The following is a 25,416-nucleotide window of genomic DNA, read 5'->3' as shown; positions in this document are numbered from 1 at the left end:
ATTTTGTTTAAAATAATACACAAGACCTTTCGGGTTATAAGAATTATTGTAAGTCTCTTACAATAGCACTTATTTCTTCGGAAGGTCTTTTTGTGTTAATAAAATTTAAGGAGTGGTAATGATGACGCGGATTATATCTTGGGGCGAAGTTATGCAAAAGCAACATATCGTAGGGACAATACTGAAAAATGGATTAGTAAATAATAAGGTTAATCATGCGTATCTATTTAACGGGGAAGCAGGTACTTTAAAAAAAGAGACAGCTTTATTATTTATTAAAAGCCTATTTTGCTTAGAAAATTCAGAGAGAATACCATGTAATGATTGCCGAAATTGTAATCGCATAAATAACAACATTCATCCTGACGTAGTTATTATTTCACCAGAAGAGGGTGGGAGTATTAAAAAGGAGCAAATTCAGCAGTTACACAAAGAAATCTCATACACATCTACTGAACTCTCAAGAAAGATTTATCTTATTGATCGAGTCGAGATGCTAATAACTAGTGCTGCTAATAGTTTATTAAAATTTTTAGAAGAACCAGATGGAAATACAACGGCTATTCTTGTTACTGAAAATATACAAAAGGTTCTCGGTACGATTCAATCTAGATGCCAAATTTTAAACTTTCTAGATACACCTATGGGAGAATACGAAGAAGAATTATCAGCAGCTAATCTTTCTCAGGATATAGTAAAGCTTTTAACTCGTATGACAAATAATATAGATAAAGCTATGTCACTAGCAAAAGGGCAGTGGTTTATAGAACTCCATTTACAAATAGTTAGTTTAATGAAAAATTTGATGGAACCTACAGTCTTTATAGAAATAATAAAGTTATTAAAATTAATAGATACAAAAGAAAAAGAGCCCATTCTATTTAAATTTATAAATATATGGTTTAAAGATGTGCTATATGCTTTAACAAACAAGAAAGATTTTGTATCTTTTCAAAGTCAAATCGATACTTTAGAGTTACATGCTGAAAAACTAGGTGTAAAAGGAATTGCTGATGCAATAGAACTTTTAGAAAAAGGTTATATAAGAAGACAAGCGAATGTTTCGTTAAATCTTGTTCTGCAAGAAATGTTCATTAAGTTGCAAAAAAACGTATATATGGTTGCTTTATAAGGAGGAGAATCTATGTGGATAGAACAGTTGAAAAGGATAATGGAAAGAAACCCACATATGAAATCAGACGCTTTATATACTGCTCTAGGTTACTCTAAGAAAGGGTTTGGGGCATGTGGACACTGGAAAACTTGTTCATTGGGAAAAGGAGATTGCTATTTAGAACAAGTGGATCCTGAAGTACCATTGTATTGCGCATGTTATAAGCGAAATCATACAGAGTGTAATGAACAAAACGTCTTATCACAATCATGTACAGAAGAACCTTCAGAACAAGAAGAAAAAATTACTAGAGAGATGAGCTTGAATAATGATGAATTAGGACAGTTAACTTTATTTTAAGCAGCTGCTTCATTAAAAACTACGTATGCAGTAAATACCATAAATGAAAGGGGGATAACCCTTTGTTGCAATAAGCACAAGGGAGAGATCCCTTTGTGTTTTTTATTGTAATATTGGGTAAGAAAAAATGAATAGAAACTCTTTAGATGAAATTGAAATAATAAAGCAAAGAATGAAAGAAGTATATTTAAAATATAAGACTCACATGGTTGCAATGAGTGGAGGGAAAGATTCATCACTTGTAATGCAATTATTATGTGAAACATTAGAGAATATGAAACCAGAGGAACGTATTCACAGGTTCATATAATTTGTGCTGATACGGGTGTTGAGACACCAGAAATGACTGCTTATCAATATAGATGCTTAGAACAAATTAAGAGATATGCGGCAGGTGAATTTCATAATAAGGGGAAAATGCCGTTTTTGGTTCATATGGTGAAACCACCAATGAAAAGTAGATTTTTTTATGAATTATTAGGTCGCGGTACTTCTATTCCGTTAGGAAATGTAAGAAATAGATGGTGCACGAGCCATTTAAAACTTCTGCCAATGCAGAATAAATTGAAAGAAATTTTAAATGAAATTCCTATGGATATAGAAAATGACGAATTTGATGTTTTGCTTTATAACGGTGTAAGGAATGAAGAGAGTGCGCGTCGCAGAAGGAGTATTGCTGCAATTGAAGATGATGCAACCTCATACTTTGCTGAGCATCCAGATATAACTAGAATAAAGTATTACTATCCAATAAAGTTTTTAACATCCTATATTTTTTTTCACTTTCTTTCGGTTCGTCTTCTATTGTTTTGTCAATTAGCTTTCTCATTTTTTCTTGTTTATTTTTCTTTTTTTTCTCGAAAAACTTATCGAATAATCCCATAGGTGAACCCCCTTTACTTTTATCGTATTCGAATATATTGTTTAATACTATACCATTTTTTGTTCCGCTTTAAAGAACGTTAGTTCTTTTAGAAGGGGTGATTTTGTTTCTTTTAGACAAAAAGGTCGATGAAGTCATAAAAAATCTTATAAGGGCTAATACAAATGTTGTGGTAAATGTGTACAAAAAAATAGACACGAGCAAAAATATTGCTTGTGTCTATTTTAAAATTTTTCTCGTATAAAAACTATAGTGAGGCAAATTTAATCTAGCTAGAACTTGAGCATGGTGTAGATGCAATAGTTCATCCAAAATTTAAACGACTGTATTTTGATAATAATGAAATTACAGTAATTGTGTATATTGCATTCAATTCTTTAGATGATTCTATTGTCGCTACCCATCAAGATATTATCTAAAACAGAGGTATAATATGAAGGGTAGTTTACTAGTTTGTTGCGAAAATCCTTTTCGTAACTTTGAATTAACGATTTTAACATTCTCTTATTTGCTGGTGGAGATTGATCTATTAAAATTGTGCTCAAATCTAAAGAAATGATCCGATCAGCAAAACCCAATTCGTAAAATAGTATACTTAAAGGGGTAGGTACACCATATTTTATACGTTTTTGTAATTTCTTGAGATTGTCAACTAAATATAAATTTCGATCAGCAATTAAAGATTCAACTATTTCCGCTACTGCTCCAATTAGAAGCATGCCTTCATATGAAAATGCATTGTCACAGAGTTCTACAATATGATCTATTCTATATTTTCTACGCTGTTTTTTTGTTTTTATCCTAATATCATTTTCTTTAAGAATATCTAGTAGTTTAAAGTAGGGCAATCCATAAATCCATGCTAAAGCAACTTCTCTTAAAATTTCAGGTTTTTCGCATTTGTTAAAAATATTATTTTTAATATTCGATGCTAAAAGTGGCCATAAAACATTCAAAAGCTCCTCATAGCTTTCACACTTCTCAAGTTCTTCTAAATGCATTTTAGACCATTCTTCAATTTTTATAGCAGTTTCTACTCCGTATAGCATTTTCCCAAACAGTTTCTTTTTTGAGTTTTGTGGGATTTTTTTTGAAATATTTTTAGCTAGCAATTGGAATAAGATAATAATTTGTTCTTTCACTTGTTCTTCAGCTAGTGAATGAGCCAAAGTTTCTTTAGCGAGTGAACTTATCCATATATCTTCTGTTTCATTAGTTGAATTTTCCCAATTGTCCATCAAATAACTTTCAATAGATGAGAGTGCATTTATTTTTGATTTAACTTGTTGAATTAGTCCATCAAATGAAAATCCATCGTCGGCAAATGCTTTAGCTATTTTTTCCAATACATTAAATATTTTATCAGGATCTTCTAAATAAATTTCAAATAGTCTTATGTAATTAATATTATATGTAGTCTTCCTATCGTCGCTACATAAGGGATCAAATATCTTTAACAATGAGCTTTCAACTGGTTCTGAGTTATTAGGATCTAATAAGTTTTTTACTTGTCGCCAACGCCATTTGTTATTTTGGCTGTTACGTTTATCGTAGATACTAGGGTCTGCGAAAATAACACTACCTTCTGTATGCATACCAGAACGACCGACGCGACCAATCAAATTATGAAAATCACGAACTTTTATTTTTTCAGATCCTTGATAAATACTCGTTACAATAAGATACCTAATTGGTAGATTAACACCTTGTGCTAATGTGGATGTACATATGACGAATTTTGATAAACCTTCTTTAATTGAGTGTTCAACAGCAAGACGTATACCAGAAGGTATATTTCCATGATGTGTTAAAATCCCTAGTTTTGCACTTTTTGTGACAGAAGCTTGTGAACCCAGATGTCCATGATATAGCCAGTGCAGTTTCCTTATTTCATTTTTTTCTGATAATTCAAATGGAGTTTTTAAAGCTAATCCTCGTTCATACGTCTCCACTATCTTGTCACAAAGACTGGATACATTATCTTTCTTTCCACAAAATATTGCTACACTTCCATTTGAAATTAGCTTTAAACCTAAAAATAAAGAAACGGTGCTGCTATCGTTTTTAATAGGAAAGAAGCGTTCGGTTGTTTCTCTTCCTTTCAATTGCAGTTTTTGTTGCTCAATTATTCTGGGTACATAAAAATCTATTTCATCGGGATTTTCTTCATTCAGAAATTGAAGCTTTCCAAGACGATCCAACCAACTTGTAAGTGCTACAGTTCGATATGTAGGAGAAAGATTAACTCCTGAAACAACTTTATTTTCAGGGCCATTAAGCCAAGAACCAACCACTTCTGCATTATTGATTACAGCGGATATTAATACTTTTTGTACACCTTCAGGAACCATCCCTTTTAAAGCTGTAAGGAGTAATTCATAATTGATCCCTCGTGTATTACTATCAAATTGATGTCCTTCATCATATATTAATAATCCAATTTCCGTTGCCAATTCTGGACATTGGCGAAGCATATAAATAAGTTTTTCTGGAGTAACAACTAAGATTAAATCATCCCTAAGTATTGATTTAAGTTCAAAATCCATTTGAAGCACATCTGATACTTCATCAATATTAATAGACTCATTTTGGAATGATTTACTTAGACTGATACTAATTTCATGACATAATGCTCTAAATGGAGCCACAATTACAGCTAAAGAAGTTCTATTTGATAGAAAGGCGCTACGTATTATTACTTCTGTTGCTTTGGTTTTCCCAGCACTAGTTGGTAATTGAATTACAGCGGATTCCCCTTTAAAAACACCAGTTTTCCCCAAAAGGTGTTGAGCTGGCCAAAATTCTTGCATGAAATTTTTATTTTGTAAAATATCTTCCCAATTTTCAACGCTAATATCAGAATATATAGGTAGACATTTCCTACTAGAGTTTTCTATTCTTTTTTTTATTACTGCACCTATTACATCAGCGAAAAGTAATTCTCTTGGAGTGCCAAATGCATAAGCATTAACCCTGAGAGTGGAAATGAGGTTATAAACATGTTGCTCATACCATCCATCCTCATAAAATTTAGTTAGATAAAATGAAATATCTAATATATTTTTTGTATATATTCCGCCTTCTTCCACATAACATGGATAGAAATTCCCAGTGAGGATCCTTGCTAATAAAGTATCTAAATTCGAACATTCTAAGTTTAGATTATCTATATCGATACGATTTACTAAAACAAGTGAACTTCCTGGTAAATCGCATAAATAATAGGAAGCTGAACCTAGCAGTAAAACGTAGTCATCTAAATCTGCCTTAAGATTTGTTTGTAAATATGCATCAAAAAAATGCGCTGAAAATTTAAGGTTTTCACGCAATTCCTTTAGGTGTCGCTCGTCTGGATCCTTGGAATTCAGATGGGCTGACAAATCACCTAGCAAGCCTATTGCCAATGTAAAAAGAGTTGATGGATCTTTAGTGAGTTTTATATGATCTTCTTCATTGACATTGTATTCATTCATTTTTGCTTTTGATCTAGTAGCACTTAATAATTGTTTGGAATGTTTCTCAGGCTTCATGTGCCGCCCTCCTATACAATTCATGGACAAGGGGCATCATATCTTCACCATGAATTACTAATAATGTTAGATTATCTTTATTTGGATGCTCATTAATAGATGTATTTGTAATCATTGAAAGATCCAGTAGGTTTGAAGAAAACATAGCAACAGCCCCTGAAATCTCTTTATACGGATAATCTGTAGGATTTTGGAACCTATCTATCTTTTCAGATTCTTCAAGTTCTCTTTTCAGAAAAAGTTGTTGTTTAATTGCATTTAGTGATTCACCTTTTCTAGCTATATCTTTTTTTGAATCATCAACGGCATCCTGCAACCGTGGATTCGCCTTTGTACCAGAGAATTGTGCTTTGGTTTCGAAAATTGCTAGAGTATCTTCAGGTGAATACTCTCCATCACTAATAATTTTAAAAGCTAGGGTATCGCATCCTTTTGTAGATTCATTACTAATTGTTTTTGTACCATATCGAGTACGAGGTACCCAGTAATTTAGAATAAACTCAAGGTAATCAGCTACTAATATCTCACTGAAATCTCCAGCTCGTATACTTGGCCCTGGAGCACGAGAAGGGTCAGGAAATTTTATTCTGTTTAAGTACTCAGTTCTTGTAAATTTATAACCCTTCCTGAAATAATCAATTTCACTATCTAAACAATAATGTTGACGGAAATGTTTTGCCCATGAAGATAAAGTTTCATCATTTTGCTCATATTTAAATTCAAAAATTTCAATATTTTTACCTTCTGATGTTAAGACAGTTGTACCTGCATCTACAAACCATTTAGTATGTGATTGTGTAGTTGATATCATGTATATTCATTCCTTATTTAATATATTTTTAGGAAATATCTTCTAAGGATATTTTACCAAAAAATCACGACATTTAGTTATTTGAAAAATAAATATATTATTATTAAGATATGATTTAATTTCAGTATTAATAGGAAAATAGTGTACTAAGAGTATTATCTTCTTCAGGTAGATGTAAAAAGGTTGATGAAGCCATTAAATGGCTTATAAGAATCAATAAGGGTATTAAGTTGATAACAAGTGGACTGTCAATACAAACATTGTGGTAAATGCAGTTTTTTGTGATAAAAAAGGATAGAATAGACAGAATAATTCTGTCTGTTCTATCCTTTTCTTTTATTATTATATAATGTTTAACATTATATGCCTATTCCTGTTAAGAAAAAGGTTGATTCAAATTACTTGAAACTAAATAAAACAATTGGTTTATCTCTTTTTATATTTTCTTAGATTTCTGGATAGAAAATCTCATAATCCATATGAGGGAGACTATTTCTATAAGCTGATATCAGTTGCGGTATTTATAGAAATAGTAACAGGATAGTAAAAGCCTATTATGCTTATAAGGAGGGTTAAGAGTGTATTTATGTTTGGCAGAAAAACCGGATGTAGCAAAGAAAATTGTAGCTGCTTTTCCAAAATATAAAAAGCATGATTTGTATTACGAGATAATGCCCTGCAATGAATTTCCTAATGGTGCATATGTAGCCTATTGTATGGGGCACCTTTTGACTTTTGATGAAGAAAAAATGGAGACTAACACTCCATGGAGTTTGTCTGGATTACCTATAATGCCTAAAAATTATATTTATAAGCCAATTAAAGGAAGAGAAAAATATGTTAGAACAATAAAAAACCTGGCTAATGATCCTAAAGTTACAATGTTTATTAATTGTTGTGATTCAGCTAGAGAAGGTATGAAAATATTTACTGAAATAATAAAGTACGTAACAAATAGAAACCTTCCAACAAAATGCTTGTGGATTTCTTCTCTAACGCCAGCATCAATTAAAAAAGGAATGCAAGAATTAGTTCCTTATAAATCCAAAGAGAATTTATATCATAGTGCTTATGCGCGAGCAATAGCTGATTTCTTAGTAGGTATAAATTTATCAAGGTCTGTATCTCTAAGAATGCAATCAGAATTTGTAAGTAGAAATTCTGAAAATGGGGATTTAAGTGCTTTGAAAAGGGAAGTATTTTCGATTGGAAGGTGTCAATCTCCAACGTTACGTCTTGTTTACGATCGTATTAAACAAATAGAAGCACATGTACCAGAACCTTTTTGGACTTTAACTGGGACTTTTGAAGTGGACGGTAAAGAATATACAGGAAGATGGTTCAAAGAAGACAAGAATCGTTTTGATAGTGAAGAAGAAATAGAGGAACTTTCAATTCGATTAGTTGAAGAACCAGCTGTTATAAAGGAAGTGAAAAAGGAACGTAAGGCATTTAAGCCACCACAGTTTTTTGATTTAACCAGACTTCAATCTACTGCTAATAAATTATTTAAAATGGATCCTAAGGAAACTCTTCATCATGCAGAAAACTTGTATTTAGCTGGTTTGTTGTCTTATCCCCGTGCAGATAACCCGTATATTACGGCAGCTGAAGCACCAATCCTTTCATCAGTTTTAGAAAAGTTAAAGTATACCGAGTCATACTCTAAATATTTACCTGCTCCAATACGTAGTACTGATTTGTCCTCGCGGTATATAAATGAGAAGAAGGTCTCAGATCATCACGGAATTATAGTATTAGACGTTCCTAAGGATTTTTCTAAATTAAATCCTGGTGAAAAAGCAATATATGATTTGGTGGTGAAACGAGTAATTGCCGCGCATCACGAAGATGCATTGTATGATTTTACTTCAATTATCACAGTTGTAGACGAAACAGAAACGTTTTTAACTAAAGGGAAACAAGAAGTGAGTTTGGGTTGGAAGATGTTATATCAGAAAGAACAAGTATCTGAAGAGAAAGATGATCAAGAAGAGGAAAATGAAGAAGTGGCCCAATTACCGGATGTAAAAGAAGGAGATACAGGGACAATTGTTGATACGGAAATTAGTAAAGGAATGACAAAAGCCCCACCATATTTGACACCTGGAACACTAGTTGAATTTATGGAAAATTGCGGTTCACTTATGGAAGAAAAAGAAATGCAAAAAATCCTTAAAAAAACAAGTGGAATAGGTACTGTTGCTACACGTGATGGTATTATCCATACATTATATGATCGTGGATATTTAATTAATAAGAATAATAAGGTACTTTTATTAGAGAAAGGCCGGATGTTAATGGATGCACTTGGCGACAAGATGATTGTGTGTTCACCTGAATTAACGGCAAAATGGGAAAATGTTTTAGAGGCAATCTCAGATGGCCGAATTGATTATAAGCAATTTATAGGTAAGGCTGAAAAATTAGTTGTGAAGCTATTAAATGATATTGAACAAATCTCTAAATCGTGGAATTTAGATTCTTCAATTAAAAAAATTGAAGAATCTAAAAGGAAAGAGGAAGAGAAGAAGTTACTAGGTTCGTGTTTAAAGTGCGGGAGTCAAGTGGTTCTAAAAAAAGGTTTTTATGGCTGCACTGCATATAGTACGACAGGTTGTGATTTTCAGATTAAAGAGAAGATATTAGGTAAGAAAATATCTAGTGCACAAGTGAAAAAACTATTGAAGGATGGAAAAACAAACACGATTAAGGGATTTAAGAAGGGGGAGGACCTTTTCGATGCTGTGTTGTCATATAACGTAGCAGCTAATAAGTTAGAGTTTAAAAAGCCTGAAATTAAAGAAAAGGTGGAAAAGAAGGAAAGAACCATTCAAATTTCAATTTTTAATCAACAGTAAAACATTGAATCTGTTTTCATTGCAGGAAGAAATGAGGTTTTAAAGTGGGGAAATCATTATTTAATGTAATTGGAATAACACTGGGGTTCTGTGTATTTATTACTGCGTGTTCAAAATCAGATACTATGCCTTCTAAATCTAATGAACCAAAAAGTGAAGTAGTTGAAAAGGAAATCAGCAAGAAAGAAATTAAAAAAGAGGATACCAAGACATATGAGTCGTTATTTGCTACTAATGCCCCGTTAATGATTCAAGAAGGACCAGGTAAATACGCAAAGGAAAGAGCACTATCATCAGAAGAAATGAATGAACTTAATCAGGAATTGATGAAATTACCAAAAGATTTAAGTGCAGAACAAATATATGTACAATTACTAAATTTACAGGCGCAAAGTTATAAAGATGCTGTAAGTAAACTGGAGGGAATAATTCCTGAATTAGCGATTAAAGAACAAAATAATGACAATGTACATTCTATAAAACCAAAAGCTAAATCCCTGAATGTGGAGATCTTACTTGATGCAAGCGGGAGTATGGCTGGTAAAGTTAATGGTGAAGTTAAAATGGAAGCAGCTAAGAAAGCTATTTACAACTATCTTGATAAGATTCCGGACAATGCCAATGTAATGTTAAGGGTATATGGACATAAAGGAAGTAATAATGAAAATGATAAAAGTTTATCCTGTGGATCTTCCGAGGTAATGTATCCATTACAGCCTTATAATAAGGAGCAATTCAATGCTGCTTTATCTAAATTTGGTCCAAAGGGTTGGACGCCGTTAGCATCCGCTATAGAGTCTATAAATGATGATTTTAAAGAGTATACCGGAGAAGAAAACCTAAACGTAGTATATATTGTGAGTGATGGAGAAGAGACTTGTGGAGGAGACCCAGTTAATGCTGCCAAAAATCTCAACCAATCTAGTACTCATGCAGTTGTAAATATCATTGGATTTGATGTGAAAAATAGCGAACAACAGCAATTAAAGAATACTGCAGAAGCAGGAAAAGGGAATTACGCGACAGTAAGTAGTGCTGATGAATTACACCAAACTCTTAATAAGGAGTATGAAAAACTATATAAAGAATGGGGAAATTGGAAGATTGATCAATACTTCAGTCTGAATACGCAGTGGGCAGATTTATATATGGATATTAAAAAGGCTCATATGGAGATTAATGATGTAATTAATAAAGAGCATTATAACTTAAAGAATAATATTTCTTACTTAAGTGAGAAAGAAATAATTGATAATCATAAAAAACTCAGTCTTGAAAAGCTTATTAAGCTTCGTTTTGAAACACTAACTAGTTATTATAATAATAGGGAAAAGGAGTTAATAAATCTTATAACTGAAAATGAAAAGAAAATGAAACAGCAATTGGAGCAATCTAAGCCATAATGTAAAAGTGTTAAAATATAAATGGTTGATAATTTATTAGGGGGAATAATATTATGAAAGCAACTGGAATTGTTCGAAAAGTTGATGAGTTAGGCAGAGTTGTAATACCAAAAGAACTCAGAGATACGCTAGGCATAGGGATTAAATCACCATTAGAAATTTTTGTTGATAATGAAAATATAATTTTAAAAAGATATTCACCTTATAATGCTTGCCAAATTACTGGAGAGGTAACTGAGAGAAATATAACTTTAGCAGATGGAAAAATTACATTAAGTCCTAATGGAGCTAGACATTTAGCTGAAGAATTAGAAAAGTTTTTAGTGAAATAGGTTTAATATCCTAAGGGTTTCATTCGCAGCAAGTACCATCTGTAAAAATGGATTGTTTACTAGGACAGAATGGTATCTTAAAAGATTGTGTGAATTTCTCATAATCAAGACCTAAATTGAATAGGCTTAGATAAATTAAAGGACATTACATATTTAATATGTAATGTCCTTTCTTATGTAGCTAAAGTACACATTACTTTAGCTACATTTATTCACAATTCTCTTCTTTTAAACAAATTTCGATGAAGGCAAAAATATTCTTTGCCTCGATAGCACGCTTTCCCCAGTCATGGTAATAGTATAAAACCTGTCCTGTTAACCCAACTTCAGATGGATCTGTATCAATGCAAAGGTAATCTCCGCCACCATTTTCTGCAATTGGAATCCACTTAGAATTCCAAAGAGCTGGTTTAAGCTCTTTTTCAATATCTGGCTCTAAATCATCATCCGGATCGAATTCTTCCTGTAAAAATTCCCAATTTGATATAATTTCAGAAATGGGAGACAGGGTCAAATTTCTTACAAATGGATTCACCCCTGGTTCCCAAATTTGTCCGTTATACACTTTATAAAAGCTCTTCATTTCTTCAGGTAGTGTAAGTCCTAGTGTATCCTCAATAAGTTGGAAATCTTCAGCACTTGCACCTGGCTGAAGATTTAACGATTCTTTAAAGTTACTTTCAGAATTTGAACCTCTTTCGATAATCCGTTGCCACAACCATTCAGCTTGATTTATCATGCCATTTATATGCCCCTTTTTGATGTTTGAATAATTAGTATTTTTATAATGTTCAATGGTATTTTAACATAAGTTATCCAATATATGTATAATTTGATTGGATTATATCTTAATATTAATATTGTTAAGAGATAATAAAGTTGTTAAATTCTTATTGAACTAACGGTGCAGGATAGTTGAATAAGGATGATGATATACTTAAGGGGGAATTTACTTTATTTTATAATTTATGAGGTGGAAAATGGACTCTTTAGAATTAAACAAATCTAAATATATTGTCTCTAATATCAAAGAAATTTTGCATAATAAGCTTATTCTTGATAAACCGTTAACTAAAGATGAGGTAAAAAAATTAAACCTAGTTAATCCCCCTGTATACGAAAATGAGAAGTATCTCATTCAAAAACGGTGGTTTTATAGTATTAATATCGGAGAATGGGAAGATGTTGATATTATTATTCAGGGGAATAATGAAAATCCCGATGTGGAGATTATCGAAATGGCAGAAAAAACATTTGATGAACTCCATCTACATATAAGCTGTGCATTAAAATATTTACAGAAATTCTTCCCTAATCAAGAAATGAAGAACTACTATCTATCCACAATATGTTTTGGAAAGATGGTTAATTTTGATGATTATATATTTTCTGGGTTTAGTTTAGCTTTTATTTATGATGGTCACTTTGAGTTTCAGTATAAAGTAAAATTTAAAGACGATGGATGGCCAATTGGTTTTGAAGGTGGGCCACTTTAATAATAATAGATAATTTTTTCTTATTGAACTAATGGGTACTTTAGTTGAACAAGATTTAAGAGTGTCTCTCCAAGTCCTTATAAATTGAAGGTTAGATTAGAAAGTGTAAAAGGGATATTAGTATTGTTTCTCATTACTGAATAAATCCTTTTTGGGAGTGTGGAGGTTATACTAGATATAAAAAAACGAAAGGGGATTATAATTTGCAAACATATACATGGAACCTTGGTGATGCATCACTAACATTTTACAACGGTACTATGGTTCCATTTCAAAAAGGGGAGCTTGCTACTACGACTCGTGACATGATGTATTTTTATTACGATGTTCTTCTACAAGTGCGTCAGGAAACGCGTCGTATCTTGGTTCGTAATCATCCAACAGCGCATTATATTACGGAAGCGATTCATACGATGATCCATCACCCAACAAAGACAAAAGGGTATTTGTTAGAACATACAAGAAGTATTCCTGATTATTTCCGTAAAGTCTAGTATCATCAAATGGAAATTGCTGATTTATTCTGGCGAGATATGTTTATTCGTCTTGAAAAATATCAGTATGAGGTAAAGAAGTCATATGAAGAAACGGTAACAGAAACTACAGAATATAAAATAACCATTGGTTCCATACCAACTGATTCTGAATCCAATAGTAATTTTGTTTGGTATATCAATGGGGTAACGCAGGAGAAATTACAAGAACTTGCAACAGTCATTCAGAATTTTACAGAGGATACTATCAAGCTATACAATCATGGCGTAGAAACAGAAATAAGATAACATAAGAATAGAGAACAAGTTTCGATTGTGCTTTTTAAAACTTGTTTCCTATTCTTGATTTAGTATGAAGGTTAATTGTAATAATTCCATCAAACTTTAGTTTATAACTGTATGAGAGTATGTTCATTATAGGACTGATTATGTCTAAAATAGCGTTGTTTAATAAATGAAATTAATGACATTGAATTAAAATTCTTTTCGATATGTGACAGGATATTTAGATAAGTATCTATTTCATTGTTATAGCTTTCATTTTGTTTACTTAGAAATGTGTAGTTTTATATAAAAGATTGATCAATTAAAACAAAGTTCGATCATTTATAATAAAGTTTGATTAAAAATCCTGTGTAGATATGCAGGTTTTTTTATTCAACAATCAGTCCAGATTGTTGAATAATTCTTTAATAAGGAAATTCCCAAAAATTTCATAGGAATAAGAACAGTAAATTGTTATTATTCTAATATGATTTAAGTATTAAGATTGATGAGTGCATGAATATAATCATTTAAACGAAGCAGGAGTGGGAAAAGTGGTAATAATGTACGACTTAACAAAAGTCAATCAACCTAGAATTGCTATCGATAAGGAAGCTTTTATAGGAAATGTAGATATCAGATATTCTTTAACAATACCATTTTTGAACAGAAGAGAGGGCTCGTCAGTAGGGATTATATTAATGAATCCTTCTGGAGCCAACAAAGATAACTCAGATGATACTGTTAATAAGCTAATTGATTTTTTCTATGACTATCAAATAGATGGACATCAAATTAAAGATATTAGCATTTGTAATGTCTTACCGGTCTATGCAAGCAATACTTCCTCGGCTTTAAAGAAAATTAGATCTTTAAACGAAGCGAATGTCCTGGATAGAGTTCAAAAGGTAAATGAAGCTAAGTTGGCAATTGCAACGAAGGGTAAGAGGCTTATAGTAGTAGGTTGGGGAATACCAGAAGCTAAAACCATTCCCCACCTACTTTATTATAAAGAAGTTCTGCGTATTGTTGATTTACTTTCAATATTACACAAAGATGATTTATATGTTTTTGATATTAAGAATGCTATTAGCACTTTTACCGAGAACGGAGATCCACGTCATGCTGGACGTTCTGTTATTTTAAAAGACTTAATAAAGATAAGTGTTCCTGAATTATTTGGTCTAGGTTAATTTAACCAAACGTTCAAATAGTTAATTCAGTAGTATATGTTTGTTCAAAAACAATAATCCAACAATATATGAGGAATGAAAAAATGATGTTTATTAGGGGGTGGAGTGATGATAGTTATAGATAAGCTTGATGAAATTGAAGAAGAATATACAGAAAAAATGAAAGAACACGTAGAAATAATTGTCGAATGGCTCTCAAAAGGTTTAGATTTATCTAGGTTAGATTATATATATTTTCCTAACGATTTTGATAAAGCTATACTGGAATTTCAGATTGAACAAGGTATATCTGAAAGAGGTGTAACAAACAATGCTATGGGAACTACATTCGGAAAAACAATTGAACTAGAAGTAAATGGAGAACTGAAAGATAGAATTTTTCTTCGTAAAGAAATTTTATTACAACTGTTATTAGGAGAGGGATATGCTCAAAAGTTATCTTTGAATACTCTGCATCATGAATTATGTCATGTTCATGATAATAATGATTTGGCGAAAATGTTTGATTTTCAAGCGGAATTAGATATGGAATCCGATACTATTTATAGTGTATTAAATGCACATGCAATGAACATATTCAGCGAATATATAGTTCCTAAAATGGCGGTTACTACTAAAGATCCAAATACTATTATAGATACAAATTTTTTAGCAGATATAATAAGTTATACTCAAAAAGAAGTAAAAAAAGATATTGAAAAGTATCAAAATGGAGAGATAAATATATATAATTTTTTCGGAGAACTTCAATTAAAGACTAGCCATTTATTAAAGGTGTTTTCAACTATTATAGGTGAGCTGGATGGTATTACAAAAGAAACAGAGTTAATTAATGAACAACTATTAGATAGTTTTATAAGTAATTATCAAATAAGTGATTGTTGGTTTTCTTTAAAATCCGCACTTAGAGGATTAAACAAAACTTATCCTAATTGGACGCAAGTTGCTGAAATAGAACCTTTAAAGAAGTGTATTTTAAAAACATGGAATACATATGGTGTATATCCAGATGTATATGGAATTAAAATCCTAGAAAATTAAATATTATTTATAGGTCTCAAAAATTAATATTACACTATTTTTAAATGATGGTTTATCCTACTATTTATGGACGATGCGACTCCTAGCTTAAAATTGAATTACAGCAAAAAGTTAGGTGGGAGACTAACCACACATTAAAGCTTGATGAATTCAGCTGAATAAATGAACTTAAAGACACAAGAGTACAACTTAATGTAATAAAAAAGAGCCATATATGATACTATGGCTCTTTTTAGGTATTAAAACGTTTCTCCATGTTCTCTCATTACGTAATGGATAGAGTTATCTTTTACTTTGGGTGCAAATGTTTCTCCGTGTTCAGCATTTTGTATTGTGTTGTTTGAAGTAAAACCAAAAACGGCTACTAATCCTAGAGTGATACCTAAAACTTGAATTACTTTCTTCATTATTTTAGTGCCTCCTTTTTACGTAGTTTTTCTTCGGCTTCGTGTGACTTAAAGAAATATTGGTTTGCTTTATCTTGCTGGTTAGATGAGTAGAATTTTAAAGCCAATTGTTTCGAATAGTCATGAACGAACCCTAATAAACCTTCTTGTTCAAAGTATTGAATTCCTTCTGAGATTATATTTTCTGACTTTTCTGTAGATTCTTTTGAGTTTAGTGCGCTTAATATTGAGAAGTGGTGTTTATATTCCGTGTTATTGATACGATTACATGCTTCTAACCCAGTTTCAATAAATTTTAATGACTCTTCTGTATTTCCGAGTTTGTAATTTTCTCTAGCAATAAGGAAAATAGCTTTATAACTCTTTTCTGGAGTATCAATAGCTGTTGTTAAGTTTCGTATAGCTGCTTCTGAAAGATCCTGTTCAGCATATAGAAAACCTAAATTATGTCTAATTTTAAGACCTAACATGGTATTGTGTTTTTTTGTAACGATATCTAAAGCCTTAATAAAATATTCTTCCGCATATTCATATTGTTTAAGTGATGTACATGTTAAACCAAGGATATTATTACAAGCTGCTATATTAAGTTCATATCCTGTTTCAGGTTCGAAGAATTTTAAAGCACGGTTTGCATACTTAACTGCTTCTAAAGGTTGTCTTACCTGATAGTAAAAAGCTGCTGCTTTATAATAGAATTCAGCTTTTTCAATCTCATCAGGGATATTTGCGATTAATTGTTTGGCTTTATCGAAATACTCACCAGCTTTTTTATATTCTCCAATTTCTGTGTTATGAATTGCTTTAAAGAAGTTATAGTAGTAATTCAAAAGTTCTTCACTTGGTTTATTAAAATCTTCAATTTTTTCAAGAGATTTCTTAGAGCCTTCATAATCCTTGTTTAACATATTATGTCTAAACTCTAATAAAGAGTAGTATAAAAGCACGTTTTGGTTTTCCTCAATTTTATCAATCTTATTTTTTATTTCTCCAAACAAATGAGTTGATTGTTCATGATCAAGTTCGCGTATAGAGTCATGCCAGTTACTTAAAAGCTCTGTAATTTCACTTAATGTTACTGTTGCTGCTCCCATATAAAACCCTCCTATTATATATTGTGCGATTTCTCATTATTGTATCAAAATTGTTAATATTTAGGTATCTAGAAAAATATTTCTCAACAATTTTCTATTGACTTCTTCGGGAAAAAGTATTGTTTTCGAGTTTCTCAGAATTTAATATCTATGAATAAAATCATAAAATTTTCTTATAAAGATTATTGACCTTAGCACAATGAAGAGCAGGATAATTAAAAATGACCTAGTTTTGACATTTACGCCTAGTTCTTTTTAAGAATTGAGAATTGGTTGCTGTTTTTTTACTGTCACTTAGTTTCGTAGAATCATTTGTATATATTTAAAGTGAAGGACAAGTTACCGATAGTAACCTGTTAGATAAAGAGTTATTTTTATATTTATAATTAAAGGGGGGGATCTGTAGAAAAGTGTATCTAGTTTTGTATGCAATTCTCATGATAGTTATAGCAATAATGTTTAATCTAGGAATTTTGTTTTGGGGAAGAGTGAGGAGAAATTATAAAAAGCAACATTTGCATAATACTAATCTTAAAAAAAGGGAGAAATGACATTTGTCTATTTTTGATAGATTATTATTTTTTTATGTTTTAAGCATGGTTGCTTTATTATGTTGTGATGTTTTAGGAATCAATGTGTTTTATAGTTTATCTACAATGATAATCAATATGATTTGTTCGTGTTACCTATATATTCATTATGTGAAAAGACGGAAAAGGGAAGCCTATTACGATGTTTAAGAGTAACTGGTAGAAATTTGTGAACATACTTATTAGGCAATTTTGGGCATAATGATTGTGAGGGAATGAGATGAAATGGGGAATAGAAGCAATAAAGAATTATGAATTAAATTGTAATGACTTAGATCTATATACATTTTTAGAAGAAGAGTACCAAAGTACAAACTGGAGTTATTTATCTCTCTCCCATCTTCAGAATTTCTTAGAAACATCAGGTTTGGATAGAGATATGATATTAGAACTGCTGCCAATTAATTTTAAAGGAATTGTATGGAAGTCTCTCGAAAGCGAGGATTTGGAATTTCTAAATACTTTAACGAATCCTAATAGATGTTTGGAGATTTTAGATAGATATAACTTAATGGATTCTGCAGCAACTTATACACCAAGCCTAGAATATAAAATGAGATGGTTAAAAGAACGCTGGGTGAAAGGATATTATATTTTCGCCAACTGTTAAGATAAAGCTTGAATAATAGAAAGGAGGATATATTTGAGAGGACCGACACATGTAGCAGCAGGAGCAGCATTGGCTTTAATTGCACATAATTATGCGGGAATAGGTGATGATCCATATTTATTAACGGCCACATCAATAATTGGGGCATTAATACCAGATATTTGTCATCAAGGATCCACTTTAGGAAGAAAAATACCTTTATTATCTTGGGGTATCAATAAAACTTTTGGTCACCGTACAATAACACACAGTCTAATCTTTTTGTTTGGTATAACGGCACTTCTTAAGTACCTAGTTCCCCAGTACCCCATGATATATATAGGAATGTTTATTGGGGTATTAAGTCATCTAGTGTTAGATGCCCTTACTCCAAGTGGGATTCAATTGCTTTATCCTTTGAAAATGAAAATAAGATTTCCGATATATACAAGAACAGGAAGTATGATTGAATATATATTTTTCTTTTCACTTATTGTAATTGACATAACTTTAATTGGACGCTCTTTTTAAAATTACATGAAAAATAGGGAAGAAATAAGGCACTCGAACAGCTATTTAATGTTCAAGTGCTTTTTTTATGTAGAGTCTACATTTTAATTAATGATGGATAAACTTTCTATCATATTTATACAAATTATGTTATGGTACAATATGTTAATTAAATGCGATTTTTTCTAAGGGGATGGGGCATAGTGAAAGCAAAGAAACTAGTAATGTTTGTGATACCGTTCATGCTATTAGCAGGTTGTGGTACCGATAAAACAGACGCAAAGCCAAAAGAAAAAGTAGAATCTAAATCAGAAACGAAAGAAAAGCTGTCCAAAGAGAAGTATCCAACTCGAATGACTGGTTTATCTTCTGAGTTAGTGCAGAAAATTACAGTAATAACTGAGATAGCTATGGATAAAACTAAAAAGGAAACTGACTTAAAGAAAGAAATTCTAAAAGAAGAGTCTGAGTTGCAAAAGATTATCGCTAAGTTTAAGAAGATAGACCCACCAAAAGAGTTTGAAGACGCTCATAAAGAGATTTTAAAAGCAGTAGACTGTTATAGTGAAGCCTATGCACTTCAAGTAGAAATTATGGAGGGTAAAGGAAAAGTAACAGACGAAGATAGAGAAAAGTCTAAAAAGTCAATGGACTTGATTAATGAGGGTAACAAGTACTGGCATAAAGGATTCGACCCTATTGAATCCCATAATGAGAAGGAAGCAAAAGCCTTAGGTTTCGATGTAGATACGAAGACCGACTCTAAGTCGTCAAATACTTCTGATAATGGTAACGTACAAATATCCGCAGACGGTAACGAGTTAATCGGTTCTTGGGGGAGTTACAAAGGTTCTGAGTTTCGTAAGGGTTTAGACTTTAGACAAGATAAGTCATTCACGGCTTATGATGACACTGGTAACTCTTCTTATGAAGACAATCAGATGACAGGAACATGGTTATACAATAAAGACAGTAATAAAGTAACTTTGATTCCTACTGAGTTTGTTAAGGACGGTAAGAAGATAGATGCTAGACAAATGAATGCGGTAGTAGATTATACTGTTGAGTTCTTGAGAGCAGGTTCTTTAAGAATGGTAGATAGTAAAGGTAACAAATTAGAAGTAGAGAAACAGAAATAAATTTGAAATAAAGTCGAACTGTTTATAAAAAAAAGCTGAAGCACTAGATTCCTTTGTATAAAAGGAATCTTTTTTATGCTTATTTTTAATTACAATATTCTTATAGGGTAATAATTTTGTTACAAGTAATGAGGTAAAAGACGAAAGAGGTGTGGATTTGAAATAAAGTTTAATCGTTTTGAAAATTTATTTCAAACCAACAATATTACTAATATGTATCAGCGTAAAAATTACTTAAATAAATTCCAAACAAAAAACTCTTTAAAATTATTACAGAGTTTTTTGTCGACTTTTCATTTGCTATTTACTTGGTGATAAAGTCAAATCTCCAAATTTCTTTTTAATAGCTGAAGTCGTTGCCTTAAATTTATATTCATCACCATCTTTATTTACTCCAAATACAATTGGATCTTTCCCATCTTTTTCTAAACTAATTTCATCTTTGTTAATCTTATTGGCTTCGAACAAGGGATGGCAGGAAGCCATCTTAATTGTTGGACATACAGAAAGTGTAACTTCACTATCTATCGAGAGTGTGTTTGGTGCATAATAGTCATACACCGAAATGGATGTGAATTAACTGATGATTAATAAAGCCTATAAGTTTCGTATCTATCCAAATTAAGCACAAGCTATTCTAATCAATAAAACGATCGGTTGTTTTCGCTTTGTATTCAATCATTTCCTATCCCTATAGGCTCACGCATGCAAAGAAACGCAAAAAGGTTGACATATGATTGACGTTTAACAAATCACTTGATAATATATTAGGTATCTAACATGTTAGTGGGTGATTTTTTGTCTTTATATGAACAAGTTAAACGCATTAATGAAGCTGAATATACAATAAACCGTTTGATATATAAACATTACAAGCAATATTTAAATATTGGCATTACAACACAACAAGCAGTTGTATTAGATATTGTATATTTAGCGAAACGTATTACGGTCGGTGAAATTGCGATTGAAATGAATATAAGCTCCAGCGCAGTTAGCCAATTAATAGCGAAATTGGAAAAGAATCAATATATTAAAAGGGAAATTAATCTTCAAAATCGACGTGAAATATATATAACGTTAGATGAAAAAGGATTAGAGTATTTTTCGAAACAAGATTATGTAGAACAGCAAATTGCAGATAAAATTTACAGCAAACTTTCATCAAAAGAGCTAGACGAATTTGAAAGAATTGTTGATAAATTAAGGGGGATTGTGATGAAGGAATTATAAAAATCCCTTCATGCCTAATATGTTAGATATCTAATTTGTTTAGGGGGCTAAAGTATGAGGGGTTTACTTGAAACTATCGCTTTTAACGGTGCAGTTTATTATGAAAAAAACGGTCAAATCAAGCAGTATTTTCATGGTTGTCAAGAACTCGAAAAGAAGCACCTTATTAACAAAAATACACAATTTAATCTAGCATCATTAAGTAAAATGTTTACAGCGGTAATGACGTTTCAGCTAATCGAAAAAGGACAGCTACAGTTAGAAGATAAAATTACATGTTGGTTTAACGTACCATATTTTACAGAAGTAACAGTTGCAGAATTACTTACACACACATCTGGTATTCCAGAGTATATCACAGACGATTTAACAATAAGTGTTGAAACATTTATCGAAGGAGTGCTACCACAAAATACATCAAATGAGCATTGGTCTTATAGTAATACAAATTATGTTTTACTTGCCAAAATAATTGAAAAAGTGAGTGGTTTATCGTATGAAACGTATTTGCAACAATATATTGCAGAGCCATTAAATCTTACTCATATGACCACACAACCTATAAAGCAATCTGTAGCGCAAGGTCAAACGTTTAATTATGAGAAGCAACAATATAAAAATGTGCTTGATGACCCATATTTACACGAAATCGAAAAATATAATGATCAATATGGTGACGGTGGTATTTATGCAACAGTCGCAGAGGTAGCGAAGTTTTTAAAAGCATTTTGGCAAGGGCAGTACATTAGCAAAGAGATTGTTCAATTTATGTTAACACCGACAGAAGTCACTAATAATTATAGTTATGGCTTTATCATTCAAAATGAGTGGGTTGGTCATACAGGTGGATGGCTTGGTTGCTCAGCACAAGCTTTTATAAATATATCTACAGGGGAAGTAATTGTGTTAGCGACGAATCAAGAAGTGTTTCCTCAATATGAACAAGAAATTATGAATTACTTAATGGGAATACAATATGCTGTAGAAGCACCAAAATATGTGATGACTTTACCGCTCACTATTAAAGATGATATTACGGGTTGCTATGAATTAGCAGATGGACTTGGCACAAGATTTACAATTAAAAAGGATGTACAATTTATGATTTCATTTGAACATCAGTTGTCTGTCCCACTTTTTAAAATAGATGAGTCATATTATTGGATACGTAATACGATGAGTTATGTAGATGATGCGAAGCATTTATTTATCGATGAAGGTATTGAAATACCATATCAAAAAGTTAATTGATTTGGTCAGGAAGGTTCTGTTGTGAACTACTCGCCACTTAGCAAAGCTTGAAGTGGGAGCTTCTCAGTTCTACAAAGAAATTAACCTTTCGATTCCCTGAGCGATACTTCGGGGTATTACACCTAGATTTCCAATGCATGGACGCTCTTGTGGTAAGGTTGATATTTTACAAAGGAACCACATGGCTTAGTTTTAGCACTCTATTTTCTTCCTATAACCTCTTATATCAAGTTATTAAAGAACTTTATATAGCTTGTTTATCAAAAGTTTTTGGCTTTGCCAAAACGAAATTCAGCTCCCATCTATCGTTGGGTTACGCCCTTCACACGCTTGAGGAAGGAGAGTTCTTTCGGGGAATAAGTAAAATATCACATGTATAATTCTCCTTTTGCCTTTTTCTAGAGTGTTGCCTCAGTTAGACAACTTTTCAACAGAATTTTCAAAGTTATCCATATGATCAAAAAAGAACAGATGGATTTGCAGGATTAGTCTATCCAAAAGTGGGAGGTGTTCATTCATTAAAAGTTTGAACTTACAGTATAGGTTTCGATACCATTAGGAATCTACTAGCATTTGTAATCTTTTTCATGTATTTGCACCAAAATCCATTATTATAAGTAAATATGGTACAAAAATGATAAAACTCTTTTAAGGGAAATAATAAAGATTGACGGTTTATAAGTCACCTGCTAACATATTAGTTATCTAACATATTAGTTGCTTAATATATTAGTTATCTAACGTATTAGCGGGTGATTTTTTGTCTTTATATGAACAAGTTAAGCGTATTAATGAAGCTACATATACAATAGACCGTCTGATATTTAAACATTATAAACAATATTTAAATATCGGTATTACAACACAACAGGCGGTTGTATTAGATATTGTGTACGTGGCTAAGCGCAGTACGGTCGGCGAAATTGCGATGGAAATGAATATAAGCTCTAGTGCAGTTAGCCAACTGATTGCAAAATTAGAAAAGAATCAATATATCAAACGAGAAATTAATCTACAAAATCGACGTGAAATATTTATAACGTTAGATGAAAAAGGAGTGGAGTATTTTTCAAAGCAAGATTATGTAAAACAGCAAGTCTCAGATAAAATTTACAGCAGACTTACATCAAAAGATGTAGATGAATTAGAGCGTATTGTTGAAAAATTAAAGGAGATCGCGATGAAGGAATTATAATGATCTTTTTATGTTTAATTTGTTAGATGTCTAATTCTTTTAGGTTATTAACAAGTGAAGGTTTACTTGAAAATATTACATTTACTTGTGCTATGTATCATGAAAGAAATAGATAAATCATGTTATTAAGAAATTACAAAGCAGCATCTTATTAAGGAAAATACACGATTTAATCTAGCATTATTAAATAAATATCTACAGCGGGGCATTCTAGCTAATCGAAAAAGGGCAGCTACGGTTAAAGATAAAATTATAAGTTGGTTTAACGTACAGCATTGTACAGAAGTGACAGTGGCAGAATTACTTATACATCCGGTATTTTAGAGTATATTGCGAAAGATTTCATAATAAGTGTTAAATAATTTAATAGTCTTGTAGTTTTCTATTATAAATGGGATACAAGATTGCTAACATTATTTAAATTACATCATAAAAAAGTTGTATAGTGTCATAAATCTAGCTTTGAAATAAAGTCATTATGTATATAAACAAATGTGATGTTTAGAAAAAGTTTCTCAATCTTCATTTCCAATTAATTCGTTTACAAAATTACCTACATATGCTAATTTAATGGAGCTGAAGTAATAATATGGAAAAATAGTGATGTAGTAACTCTGAATTGAAAAATGAAGTAAATTATTTGGGAACTATGTTAGAAACTATCGTTGGTGTCATGAATGGTGTATCTGTATAATCAAACGATACATTGAATAATACCCCGTATAAAAATGTATTGAGTCAAGGTATAAATTCTGAGTAGGATTTTCTACTATTGAAAGATGAATTATTAGAATTGATGAAATTCAAAATCTTAATTCTTAAAATGAAAATCTATAATTTAATAGTTTCTCAAAGCAAAAAGAATTAGTATCAAAAATTACAAAAGTAGAAAATAGATAGAGCAAACTGTAGAAATTGAATTATTAAACGTTAGTATGTACGTTGGTTTTCAAAAAGGAGACTCTATTGAAGTAGAGGAAGGTGGTTCTATAGTTAGTTATAATAAAAATGAGATAACACAGATATTCTACCGTTGTTTCGCTTAACGGCATTTATAAAAAAGTTTAAAGAAATGCCATTTTTAAACTTTTTTATGAAGGGAATTCTATATCACGAAAAACTGACTATACATTTTGCATATTCAATTGGTGTGTGATTGCCAAATACTGAGTTGATTCTCTTTGAATTATAGAAGAATACAATATACTCAAAAAGTGATTTTTTACTTTACTCATTGTTTTATACTTCGTTTGATAAACAAGTTCTTGATTAAGAATGCGGTGAAGGTATGTGATACAAGCATTAATTGTAATAGTTTCTTTTGCGGTTCAAGTTGCCTATCAATTTATATTGTTTTAATAGTTTTGATAATCACTGGAAGCATACTGAATACTATACTCACTTGTTCTTTTTCAATTTTGATATTTCTATATATTTGGTTGAATTCTTGGGGGCTTGAAATGTTTTGCGCATAAGTTTTTGGTCGGTATAGCCATTTGGAATAACTACATTTAGAAATTCTCAGACTTTGCAGATCTTCTTCACTCAATATTGGGAGCGAAGATGGTGAATAAATTCTAAATTAATCGAGTACTATGTCATAATTAGTGCATCGCCTTTTTTAGA

Annotated in this window: 24 protein-coding genes and 3 pseudogenes; 19 read left to right on the top strand and 8 right to left on the bottom strand. The window is 31.4% G+C overall.

All coding sequences use genetic code 11. The annotated features are described in order from the left end of the window. Positions 1 to 121 precede the first annotated feature (121 nt). The 4 genes from QCI47_RS29150 (at position 122) to QCI47_RS29135 (ending at position 2,359) form a co-directional block, all read left to right on the top strand. The gene (locus QCI47_RS29150; protein ID WP_353812044.1) at positions 122 to 1,132 is read left to right on the top strand and encodes a DNA polymerase III subunit delta'; all 1,011 of its coding nucleotides are present in this window, start codon (positions 122 to 124) and stop codon (positions 1,130 to 1,132) included. Between the two features lie 12 nt (positions 1,133 to 1,144). Further along, entirely contained in the window at positions 1,145 to 1,474 is a 330-nt protein-coding gene (locus QCI47_RS29145) for a hypothetical protein (RefSeq protein WP_073540780.1), read from the top strand. 127 nt (positions 1,475 to 1,601) lie between these two features. Then, complete coding sequence (locus QCI47_RS29140; protein ID WP_239534391.1) at positions 1,602 to 1,784, top strand: adenine nucleotide alpha hydrolase family protein; 183 nt, start codon at positions 1,602 to 1,604, stop codon at positions 1,782 to 1,784. Between the two features lie 32 nt (positions 1,785 to 1,816). Further along, entirely contained in the window at positions 1,817 to 2,359 is a 543-nt protein-coding gene (locus tag QCI47_RS29135; RefSeq protein WP_239534392.1) for an adenine nucleotide alpha hydrolase family protein, read from the top strand. 375 nt (positions 2,360 to 2,734) lie between these two features. Here QCI47_RS29135 and QCI47_RS29130 read toward each other — a convergent pair whose 3' ends face one another. Together QCI47_RS29130 and QCI47_RS29125 are read right to left on the bottom strand one after the other, a co-directional pair. Next, on the bottom strand, positions 2,735 to 5,887 hold the full coding sequence (locus QCI47_RS29130) for a DEAD/DEAH box helicase (RefSeq protein WP_353812043.1): 3,153 nt from the start codon (positions 5,885 to 5,887) through the stop codon (positions 2,735 to 2,737). Then, positions 5,877 to 6,698, bottom strand: a complete 822-nt coding sequence (locus tag QCI47_RS29125) for a Hachiman antiphage defense system protein HamA (RefSeq protein ID WP_073540784.1) — start codon at positions 6,696 to 6,698, stop codon at positions 5,877 to 5,879. Before QCI47_RS29125 ends, QCI47_RS29130 begins: the two co-directional genes overlap by 11 nt. 578 nt (positions 6,699 to 7,276) lie before the next feature. On the opposite strand from QCI47_RS29125, the gene QCI47_RS29120 reads away from it, so the two are divergent. The 3 genes from QCI47_RS29120 to QCI47_RS29110 are packed head-to-tail and all read left to right on the top strand — an operon-like array spanning position 7,277 to position 11,294. Continuing rightward, complete coding sequence (locus tag QCI47_RS29120; RefSeq protein ID WP_239534393.1) at positions 7,277 to 9,559, top strand: type IA DNA topoisomerase; 2,283 nt, start codon at positions 7,277 to 7,279, stop codon at positions 9,557 to 9,559. Between the two features lie 44 nt (positions 9,560 to 9,603). Then, positions 9,604 to 10,962 (top strand): VWA domain-containing protein, encoded by a 1,359-nt coding sequence (locus QCI47_RS29115; RefSeq protein WP_073540786.1) that lies wholly within the window; start codon positions 9,604 to 9,606, stop codon positions 10,960 to 10,962. 53 nt (positions 10,963 to 11,015) lie between these two features. Next, positions 11,016 to 11,294: an AbrB/MazE/SpoVT family DNA-binding domain-containing protein gene (locus QCI47_RS29110; protein ID WP_046947106.1), complete on the top strand. Its 279-nt coding sequence runs from the start codon at positions 11,016 to 11,018 to the stop codon at positions 11,292 to 11,294. A gap of 208 nt (positions 11,295 to 11,502) precedes the next feature. On the opposite strand, the gene QCI47_RS29105 is transcribed toward QCI47_RS29110, so the two are convergent. After that, positions 11,503 to 12,033, bottom strand: coding sequence for an SMI1/KNR4 family protein (locus QCI47_RS29105; protein WP_000609756.1), 531 nt, complete (start codon positions 12,031 to 12,033; stop codon positions 11,503 to 11,505). A gap of 241 nt (positions 12,034 to 12,274) precedes the next feature. Between QCI47_RS29105 and QCI47_RS29100 the strand changes: the two genes are divergently transcribed. The 3 genes from QCI47_RS29100 to QCI47_RS29090 all read left to right on the top strand — a co-directional run bounded on the left by QCI47_RS29100 (position 12,275) and on the right by QCI47_RS29090 (position 13,572). Further along, the gene (locus QCI47_RS29100) at positions 12,275 to 12,790 is read left to right on the top strand and encodes a hypothetical protein (RefSeq protein ID WP_013142330.1); all 516 of its coding nucleotides are present in this window, start codon (positions 12,275 to 12,277) and stop codon (positions 12,788 to 12,790) included. A 203-nt stretch (positions 12,791 to 12,993) separates the two neighbouring features. Continuing rightward, positions 12,994 to 13,284, top strand: coding sequence for a hypothetical protein (locus QCI47_RS29095; RefSeq protein WP_001195496.1), 291 nt, complete (start codon positions 12,994 to 12,996; stop codon positions 13,282 to 13,284). Positions 13,285 to 13,293: 9 nt separating this feature from the next. Next, positions 13,294 to 13,572, top strand: a complete 279-nt coding sequence (locus QCI47_RS29090; RefSeq protein ID WP_000401453.1) for a hypothetical protein — start codon at positions 13,294 to 13,296, stop codon at positions 13,570 to 13,572. A gap of 101 nt (positions 13,573 to 13,673) precedes the next feature. On the opposite strand, the pseudogene QCI47_RS29085 reads toward QCI47_RS29090, so the two are convergent. Then, positions 13,674 to 13,847, bottom strand: a pseudogene (locus QCI47_RS29085) (GNAT family N-acetyltransferase); the annotation flags it as partial. 213 nt (positions 13,848 to 14,060) lie between these two features. Here QCI47_RS29085 and QCI47_RS29080 point away from each other — a divergent pair. Both QCI47_RS29080 and QCI47_RS29075 read left to right on the top strand, forming a co-directional pair. Beyond that, a complete protein-coding gene (locus tag QCI47_RS29080) occupies positions 14,061 to 14,741 on the top strand; it encodes a DUF1643 domain-containing protein (protein WP_013142331.1) in 681 nt (226 codons plus the stop codon). A 108-nt stretch (positions 14,742 to 14,849) separates the two neighbouring features. Further along, positions 14,850 to 15,782, top strand: a complete 933-nt coding sequence (locus QCI47_RS29075; RefSeq protein ID WP_000635310.1) for a hypothetical protein — start codon at positions 14,850 to 14,852, stop codon at positions 15,780 to 15,782. Positions 15,783 to 16,021: 239 nt separating this feature from the next. Here QCI47_RS29075 and QCI47_RS29070 read toward each other — a convergent pair whose 3' ends face one another. Both QCI47_RS29070 and QCI47_RS29065 read right to left on the bottom strand, forming a co-directional pair. Beyond that, complete coding sequence (locus QCI47_RS29070; protein ID WP_000755962.1) at positions 16,022 to 16,189, bottom strand: hypothetical protein; 168 nt, start codon at positions 16,187 to 16,189, stop codon at positions 16,022 to 16,024. Further along, the gene (locus tag QCI47_RS29065) at positions 16,189 to 17,283 is read right to left on the bottom strand and encodes a Rap family tetratricopeptide repeat protein (protein WP_000500488.1); all 1,095 of its coding nucleotides are present in this window, start codon (positions 17,281 to 17,283) and stop codon (positions 16,189 to 16,191) included. Before QCI47_RS29065 ends, QCI47_RS29070 begins: the two co-directional genes overlap by 1 nt. Before the next feature lie 810 nt (positions 17,284 to 18,093). Between QCI47_RS29065 and QCI47_RS29060 the strand changes: the two genes are divergently transcribed. From QCI47_RS29060 to QCI47_RS29050, 3 genes are all read left to right on the top strand, one after another. After that, positions 18,094 to 18,483, top strand: coding sequence for a hypothetical protein (locus tag QCI47_RS29060; RefSeq protein ID WP_000870988.1), 390 nt, complete (start codon positions 18,094 to 18,096; stop codon positions 18,481 to 18,483). A 33-nt stretch (positions 18,484 to 18,516) separates the two neighbouring features. Further along, the gene (locus QCI47_RS29055; RefSeq protein ID WP_001214880.1) at positions 18,517 to 18,993 is read left to right on the top strand and encodes a metal-dependent hydrolase; all 477 of its coding nucleotides are present in this window, start codon (positions 18,517 to 18,519) and stop codon (positions 18,991 to 18,993) included. 182 nt (positions 18,994 to 19,175) lie between these two features. Continuing rightward, the gene (locus QCI47_RS29050) at positions 19,176 to 20,111 is read left to right on the top strand and encodes a DUF7018 domain-containing (lipo)protein (RefSeq protein WP_353812042.1); all 936 of its coding nucleotides are present in this window, start codon (positions 19,176 to 19,178) and stop codon (positions 20,109 to 20,111) included. A gap of 300 nt (positions 20,112 to 20,411) precedes the next feature. On the opposite strand, the gene QCI47_RS29045 is transcribed toward QCI47_RS29050, so the two are convergent. Continuing rightward, the gene (locus tag QCI47_RS29045; RefSeq protein WP_000460998.1) at positions 20,412 to 20,579 is read right to left on the bottom strand and encodes a hypothetical protein; all 168 of its coding nucleotides are present in this window, start codon (positions 20,577 to 20,579) and stop codon (positions 20,412 to 20,414) included. A gap of 115 nt (positions 20,580 to 20,694) precedes the next feature. Here QCI47_RS29045 and QCI47_RS29040 point away from each other — a divergent pair. The 4 genes and pseudogenes from QCI47_RS29040 to QCI47_RS29025 form a co-directional block, all read left to right on the top strand. Next, a pseudogene (locus QCI47_RS29040) lies at positions 20,695 to 20,805 on the top strand (helix-turn-helix domain-containing protein); the annotation flags it as partial. Between the two features lie 104 nt (positions 20,806 to 20,909). Next, entirely contained in the window at positions 20,910 to 21,344 is a 435-nt protein-coding gene (locus tag QCI47_RS29035; RefSeq protein ID WP_000061082.1) for a MarR family winged helix-turn-helix transcriptional regulator, read from the top strand. A 54-nt stretch (positions 21,345 to 21,398) separates the two neighbouring features. Then, a complete protein-coding gene (locus tag QCI47_RS29030) occupies positions 21,399 to 22,595 on the top strand; it encodes a serine hydrolase domain-containing protein (RefSeq protein ID WP_001214684.1) in 1,197 nt (398 codons plus the stop codon). A gap of 760 nt (positions 22,596 to 23,355) precedes the next feature. Then, the gene (locus QCI47_RS29025; protein ID WP_000061085.1) at positions 23,356 to 23,790 is read left to right on the top strand and encodes a MarR family winged helix-turn-helix transcriptional regulator; all 435 of its coding nucleotides are present in this window, start codon (positions 23,356 to 23,358) and stop codon (positions 23,788 to 23,790) included. A gap of 1,110 nt (positions 23,791 to 24,900) precedes the next feature. Here QCI47_RS29025 and QCI47_RS29020 read toward each other — a convergent pair. Beyond that, positions 24,901 to 25,005, bottom strand: a pseudogene (locus tag QCI47_RS29020) (hypothetical protein); the annotation flags it as partial. Between the last annotated feature and the right edge of the window lie 411 nt (positions 25,006 to 25,416).

Source organism: Bacillus cereus group sp. RP29, from assembly GCF_040459765.1.
Lineage (GTDB): Bacteria > Bacillota > Bacilli > Bacillales > Bacillaceae_G > Bacillus_A > Bacillus_A paranthracis.
The sequence above is the reverse complement of the archived record's forward strand: the minus strand, read 5'-3'. Positions and strand labels throughout refer to the sequence as shown.